The organism is Gemmatimonadota bacterium (assembly GCA_026705765.1).
In the GTDB taxonomy this organism is placed as follows: Bacteria; Latescibacterota; UBA2968; order UBA2968; family UBA2968; genus VXRD01.
In genome coordinates this window covers 1-5,027 of record JAPPAB010000140.1, presented here as the reverse complement: position 1 = coordinate 5,027, position 5,027 = coordinate 1, and the positions used below count along the sequence as shown (strand labels likewise).

The window sequence follows — 5,027 nt, the reverse complement described above, 5'->3', positions numbered from 1 at the left end:
GACCAGGGAGATCCCCTTGTAGAATCATTAAAGGACGACCCCCCACTGATACCCAAAACCGAAGACCTGCCTGAATTAGATACCGCCGATCTCCTGCTCGAAATCGGCTCTGAAGAACTGCCACCTGCCGATGTGGTCAGCGCCATAGCACAACTCGAAAAATTGCTACCCGAACACCTCGGCGAAGCAAACCTCTCGTACGACAGCATCGAAGTCAGCGGCACGCCGCGCAGGCAATACGCCATCGTCAAAAATCTGCAGGGACAGCAACCCGATGAAATCAGACAAGCGCGCGGACCAGCCATCCGCATCGCCTATGACAATGACGGCAACCCCACCCGGGCACTTCAGGGATTTGCCCGCGGACAGGGCATTGATCCATCAAACGTGGAACAGCGCGACGACTACGTCTGGGCGGGCATCACCATTTACGGGCGCAAAACCCAGGAAATCCTCTCTGAAATGTTGCCCGAACTCATCGCCAAACTCAGCTTTGGCAAAACCATGCGCTGGGATTCCGAAGGCATCGCATATCCGCGCCCCCTCCGCTGGATTGTCGCCCTCTTTGGCGATCAAATCATCCCATTCACCTATGCGCGCACAACAGCAGGACGCACGAGCCGCGGGCTGCGCCCCAATGCTTCGCCAGAAATCGAAATCGCTTCTGCTACTGACTATCGCGCACAAATGCAAAAACACGGCATCGCAGTCAACCGCGATCAGCGGCGGGAAACCATCAAACAACAAGTCGAAACAGTAGCCCAACAAATCGACGGCAGCGTGCCAGACGACCCCGCTCTCCTCGACGAAGTCACCGACCTCGTCGAAGCCCCACACGCGCTTTGCGGCGCCTTTGAAAGCGCGCGCCTTTCCCTGCCCCGCGAAATGCTCATCGCCGTCATGAAAAAACACCAGCGGTATTTCCCGGTGCTCGACGAAAAAGGCGACCTCAAACCCAACTTCATCACCGTATGCAACGGAACACCCGACGACCCCGACCTCGTCATCAAAGGCAATGAAAACGTCATACGCGCCCGATATGCCGATGCCAGATTCTTTTACGAAGACGACACAACCAAAAAACTCGGCGACTTTCTCACGCGCCTCGACACCCTCACTTTCCAGGAAAAACTCGGCTCTATGCGCGACAAAACCCGCCGCGTTGAAAAACTCGTCAACGACTTATCTGATGCGCTTGAACTCCGTGGAGAAAATAAAAAAGCGGCTCTGCGCGCAGCCGTATTGTGCAAAGCCGACCTGGCGACCAGCATGGTCGTCGAAATGACCTCCCTACAAGGCATCATGGGCCGCTACTACGCCCTGTCTTCCGGCGAAACGAAAGCCGTTGCACACGCCATTGAAGACCATTACCACCCCCGCTTCCCGGGCGACGCCCTGCCCCAAACACAACCCGGCCTCGCCGTCTCAATAGCCGACCGTCTCGACAGCCTCGCCGGTCTTTTTGGCGCAGGCATCAAACCCCGCTCAAATGCCGACCCTTATGGTCTCAGACGCGATACCCTGGGACTACTTTCAAATCTCCTCGGTCACAAAATGCATTTTTCACTGCGCCATGGCCTCAACACAGCCGCCGTTCACCTGCCCATTGTGGTGAAAAAAGAAGCCCTCGACGAAGCCTTTGACTACATCATCCGCCGCCTCGAAGTCGTCCTTCGAGACGAGGGCCTGCGCCACGACGCGATTTCCGCTGCGATTGCGGAAAATTTGGACGACCCCTATCAAATCCAGCGGATCGCCCGGGCATTTACCGCACAAATCCATTCCGATCAATGGCTCGACATTCTCCATGCCCATGCGCGGTGCAAACGCATTGTGCGCGACCTCTCTGAACAATACGACCTCAACCCCGACCACGAAGAAGCCTCCAGCGCACTGTACAAAGCCTATCTCGCCGCACGCAAAACAATGGACACAGCCGACGACAAACTCACCGCCCTGATCCAGGTCCTGACCGAATTGCGCGACCCCATCAACCGCTTCTTCGAAGACGTGCTCATCATGGTCGATAACCCCGACCTCAAGCAATCGCGCCTCGCCCTTGCCCAGCACATCGCCGCCTTACCCGACGGCATCGCAGACCTGAGTCAGTTTGAGGGATTCTAAACGACTTAAAGCTGTATCTTCGTCTGAATATTCAAAATCCGTTCGCGCCGAAACCCGCCGGAGCCATCTGGTAAATAAGTAAATTCGGCCTCCATTATCACCACCGTATTCTTTACGGGTTCCAGCGCGACCACATATCCAAACCGCGTATTGGGCGTACCATCGAACAAGCTTTTCAGACTAATGTTCCGAAAGCGCTTCTCGAAATACCCCTCTGCCCGTGTCACTTTTTTTATTTTGGGTATCTGTTCCAAAAATTCTGGTATCATACCCGCACGACCTTCCACAATTTGGGCGTCGCCGACATCTCCGCGCAAATGTTGATAGGACCCACTCGCCACAAAAATGCCGTAAAATCTCACAAGAGCACTGCCAAACACCCCTTGCATCGACGCAGACTGCAACGTGGCTTCGCGCGTAGTAATAGCCCCTGTACGCGGATCGACAATCGCGCGATTGACATCGTAAAGCGCGTCAAAATGCCCGGCCTGAAACCGACCGTTCACCCAGCGATACTCCGCCTGTAATCGCGCCGGTCCCACATCGACCATCACACCGGGCAAAGCGAGACCCGTGCCACTATCCTCATCCAAAATTCGCCCAGCAGCCGCATACAACCTCGCCCTTAAATGTCGCCTATCGATAAACGGATAGCCCACATCAACACTCGCGGCTGCAAACGCATCGCGCGGCAGGTCTGCGCGAATTGAATCGGGCAGGCCGCTGAGTTGATCCGCATCCACAACTGCCGTGACCCCCATATCCAATAACGGAACGGGTTGAAATTCGGCACGCCCTCCAAAAACCGGTCCACCGCCTTCTAAATCCAGCAAATTGCCGATCAGGGCACGCACCGTCAAACGTCGAAAAATATGGCGAATTCTCATATCCAAACCCGCGCGTTTTATGCCTGGCGAACCGTGCGTATTGCGATAATTGCGCATCACCAGCCCCGTGCCCAATGTCACCCATTCCAGAGCACCGACATGTACAGAAAGCCGCCGGTTGCGATCATCGATATCTCCATAGCGCACATAGTGAATTTTACGCAGCAAACTCTCCACACCGCTTCGCCTGCTCGAAAAATCCCAGCCACTGTCCCGAATACGCCCCTCATGATCCAAAAAAATCTCCAGATCAAAAGCCGCAGACACGTCCCCAATGCGTATGCGGGGCTGTATATTATAGCGCTGCCTCTGCTCCTGCTCAACCGTTACAGAGCCCAGTATCGCAGACAAGTCCAACGGAATTCCTATAGCATCTGCGGAAACACTTTCAAAAATCAGCCCCCAGAACGCGACAATCCAACAAAACCGATACCGCATAAGACCATCCCCCAAATGGTTTAAATACGCTTCTCGCCCTTTCTCTCAACATAAGACTCTTGGTTTTTTTTCGTCAAGTGCAGAATCGCAAAAATCGGAACCACCCCATCGGTCAGGCGTTATCAACATAGTCTTACTTATAACGTTTAACTGATTGGAACCTATTGACAAAGACATTGCCTTACAATATTTTAACAAATGTTAAAACACATCTGGTCCTCCGACTCTACCATCGGGAGAATACCATGAAAATTGGATTGCGGTTCTGGATGGTTATCTGCTGTGCCTCTTGCATCGCGCTACCTCTTTTTGCCGAAGAAGATGAAGCACCTCAACAAGACACAACCTACCGAAATACGATGTTTGCCCTGGGCCAGCGCCAGATTCAAGCGGGTGAAATCAACGAGGCCATGGCGACCCTCCAGCGCATTTTAGAACTTTTTCCAGAAGACGCCCATGTGTATTCCCAACTGGGTTATGTCTATCTCAAACGGAAAGAATACAAAGAAGCCGAAGGCGCCTTCAAAACAGCCAAAAAATTCGACAAAAGCCTTGTCGAAGCCTATGTCGGGCTTGGCCTTACATATGCCGAAGCACCCACGCGGGGAATGCAATCTTATTACAATTTCCGCAGAGCTATTCGCGAAGCCAAGCGCGCGACCAAACTCGACCCCAACTACGGTCCGGCCTATCGCTTGCTCGGCGAAGTCTATGAGCGATTTCAAGAAGACCACACCAGAGCTATGCAGTATTATCAGAAATACGTCGAACTCGAACCCGATAATCCCGAGGGCCTTTATTATTACGGCTTAGCCTGCGTACAGGCCAAAGCATTTGACAAAATTCTCGAACATATTGCTCCCTATCTCACGGCACATCCCGATGTCGTTCCACTCTTGCCCATTGTTGCGCAGGGTCATTTTTACAACGACGAGGCGCAAAAAGCTCTCGAACTCTTCGAGCGCTATCTCGCCAACACCGAAGGCGGTGAACGCGCACACTACACCGATATTGCCTATGTTGCTTCAGATACAGAACTCCAGGAATACCACGCCGCCACACCGGGACCCGAACAACAGGCATATCGCGAGCAATTCTGGGCACGGCGCGACCCAGACATTCTCACCAAACTCAACGAGCGCGTCATTGAACACTACCGTCGCATCTGGTATGCGCGCACCTATTTTTCGTCCAATGTCTATCCCTGGGATGAGCGAGGGGCTGTTTATATCCGATATGGCGAACCCGACTACCGGTCGCGCTCCAATGATCGCAACTTTGTCCAGACCGCCGAAGTAGAGCGCGTGCGTACACAGATGGCCGTTGACATCTACGGTCCCGAAGTGGCCACCTACACCTTCACAGGTCCCGTTTTCCCCATTCGCACCAGCCTCGACATAAGTTTTATTGAGGGCAATCCATTTGAACGCAATCCACTTGAACGCGATGGCACCAGCGAAAGCGTCTTCGATGAGCAAACGGGACAACTCAATGTCCGTTTGAAATTTGGCCGCTTTTCACCCGTTACCATTGACAGTGAAATTGATACCGTGCCCTGGGAAACCTGGACCTATATTC

3 protein-coding genes are annotated in these 5,027 nt (G+C 53.4%); 2 read left to right on the top strand and 1 reads right to left on the bottom strand.

Annotated elements, in window-relative coordinates; all coding sequences use genetic code 11:
• Positions 1 to 2,124 (top strand): glycine--tRNA ligase subunit beta (glyS, locus tag OXH16_18640; GenBank protein MCY3683421.1); only part of this gene is annotated, 2,124 nt, incomplete at its 5' end.
• Positions 2,125 to 2,129: 5 nt separating this feature from the next.
• Here the strand turns inward: glyS and OXH16_18635 are convergent.
• Positions 2,130 to 3,449 carry a hypothetical protein gene (locus OXH16_18635; GenBank protein ID MCY3683420.1) on the bottom strand — a complete coding sequence of 440 codons (1,320 nt, stop codon included), beginning with the start codon at positions 3,447 to 3,449 and terminating at the stop codon, positions 2,130 to 2,132.
• A gap of 245 nt (positions 3,450 to 3,694) precedes the next feature.
• Between OXH16_18635 and OXH16_18630 the strand changes: the two genes are divergently transcribed.
• The coding region (locus OXH16_18630; GenBank protein MCY3683419.1) for a GWxTD domain-containing protein at positions 3,695 to 5,027 on the top strand (1,333 nt) is incomplete at its 3' end.